This window comes from Roseicyclus sp. (assembly GCF_965662675.1).
GTDB lineage: Bacteria > Pseudomonadota > Alphaproteobacteria > Rhodobacterales > Rhodobacteraceae > Roseicyclus.
Genome location: NZ_CBFIIK010000176.1, coordinates 1 through 2356 on the forward strand (window position 1 = coordinate 1; position 2356 = coordinate 2356).

General features: G+C 63.8%; 2 protein-coding genes. One reads left to right on the plus strand and one right to left on the minus strand.

Annotated features, from left to right (window positions below; all coding sequences use genetic code 11):
* A partial coding sequence (locus ACTG4J_RS15215; protein ID WP_439140579.1) for an ABC transporter ATP-binding protein occupies positions 1 to 1186 on the plus strand: 1186 nt, incomplete at its 5' end.
* Here ACTG4J_RS15215 and ACTG4J_RS15220 read toward each other — a convergent pair.
* On the minus strand, positions 1183 to 2356 hold a 1174-nt coding region (locus ACTG4J_RS15220; protein ID WP_439140580.1), incomplete at its 5' end, for a thioesterase family protein. The genes ACTG4J_RS15215 and ACTG4J_RS15220 overlap by 4 nt on opposite strands.

A 2356-nucleotide genomic window follows, 5' to 3' on the forward strand; every position in this document is an offset into this window, starting at 1 on the left:
CCCCGAAGGCATCGGCTTTCGCTACCCCCATCAGGTCTCGGGCGGTCAGTTGCAGCGCGCGATGACCGCCATGGCCATGGCCTGTCGCCCTGACCTGATCATCTTTGACGAACCCACCACCGCGCTGGATGTGACCACCCAGATCGAGGTCTTGTCGGCCATCCGCGATATCGTGCGCCAGTCCGGCACCGCCGCGATCTATATCACCCATGATCTGGCCGTGGTGGCTCAAGCAGCCGACCGTATCAAAGTGCTTTTGCGCGGCGATGAGGTGGAAGAGTCTGCCACGCGCAGCATGCTCGACGCCCCGCGCGAGGATTACACGAAATCACTCTGGGCCGTGCGCAGCTTTGCCCGGCCCGAACAGCCCCCCGCGACCACGGCCCCGATCGTATCGGTGCAAAATGTCAGCGCCGCCTATGGCAAGGTGCCGGTGCTGGAGGATGTCAGCTTCGACATCCATGCAGGGCGCACCATCGCTGTGGTGGGCGAAAGCGGCTCGGGGAAATCGACAGCGGCCCGCGTGATCACCGGGCTGTTGCCGCCAAGCGGCGGCGCGGTTCTGTTCGACGGCCAGCCCCTGCCCCCGGCGCTGAAGGGCCGCACCCGCGATCAGTTGCGGCAGGTGCAGATGATCTACCAGATGGCCGATACCGCGCTGAACCCCAAGCTGCGGCTGCGCGAATTGATCGGGCGGCCTGCGCAGATGTATCTGGGCCTGCAAGGCCGCGCACTCGAAACCCGCATTCGCGATCTGCTCGACCTGATCGAATTGGACCCCGACACCTATATCGACCGCCTGCCGGGCGAATTGTCGGGCGGCCAGAAACAGCGCATCGGCATCGCCCGTGCGCTTGCCGCCGAGCCCAAGGTGATCATCTGTGACGAGGTGACATCGGCGCTCGACCAGATCGTGCAAGAAGGCATCTTGAAGCTTTTGACCCGCCTGCAAGATGAATTCGGGTTGGCCTATATGTTCATCACCCATGATCTGGCGACCGTCCGCGCGATCGCCGATGATGTGGTCGTCATGCAAAAGGGCCGCGTGATCGAGCAAGGCCCCAAGGCCCAGATGTTCACCCCGCCCCATGAGCCCTATACCGAGCTTTTGCTGTCATCGGTGCCCGAAATGGATCCAGATTGGCTGACGCGGCTTTTGGACAGCCGCGCCAGCGCCAGCGCCTAGCCGCGCGGCTGGTTCAGGACCAAGCGGTCGGGCTTGGGGTGGTCAGCATGGGCTGCAACATAGGCCGCCGCGCGTTCGGCCACTACGCCTGTGGGTGCCATCACGCGGCGGGTGGACAGATCGACATGAAGAAGCAACGTCTCGACCGTGGCAGCGGGGCTGTCGCCGTCGGTCCAGATCTTGTTGAGAAGATGTAGCTTGCGCCCATCCCCGCCCAAGGCCTGTGTCGTCACCGTGATCTGCGCGCCGATATCGATCTCGGCGAAATAGCGGATGTGGTTCTCGGCGGTGAAGTAGCTCAGCCCCCCCGCGATATAGGCAGCATCAGCCCCGATGATCTCCATGAAGCGGTCGGACGCGCGGGCCGAGACCTCTAGATACGGTGCCTCGTTCATATGGCCGTTATAGTCGACATAGGTGGTCGGCACCTGCATCTCGACTGTCACGGGCAAGCCATCGGGCCCTGTTTCCGCGCGCGGCAGCATCGCCTCATGCGCCGTGATCACGCCCCCCGCCCCGCTGCCGGTGCGCTTGAGCGCGCGCATGATGCCGACAAGATTGTCGTCGCGCAGACGCTCCAACTCGCGGATCGAGCGGTGGCCCGATTGCGCATCCGATTGCCCCGCGATCAGATCGACCAGCTCATCGGTGAACTCCGGCACATCCATCAGCTTGGTCCAAGGCCATGTGAGGCAAGGCCCGAACTGCGCCAGAAAGTGCCGCATGCCTGCCTCGCCGCCCGCAATGCGATAGGTCTCGAACAGGCCCATCTGCGCCCAGCGTAGGCCAAAGCCCATGCGGATCGCCTGATCGATCTCCTCGGTCGTGGCGATGCCGTCCTTGACCAGCCACAGCGCCTCGCGCCAGACGGCCTCAAGGAATCGGTCGGCGATATGGGCGTCGATCTCCTTGCGCACAAGCAGCGGATACATGCCGATGCTGCGCAGGATATGGGCCGCCTTTTCGCAAGCGTCCGCATCGCCGACCAATTCGATCAGCGGCAAAAGATAGACCGGGTTGAACGGGTGCGCGACAACGGCGCGCGCACCTTTTTCGTTCAATTCCGATGGCTTGAAGCCCGATGTTGAACTGCCCAGAACGGCCGTCTCGGGGGCGGCGGCCATGATCTGGGCCAGCACCTTGTGCTTGATGTCGAGGCGTTCGGGCACG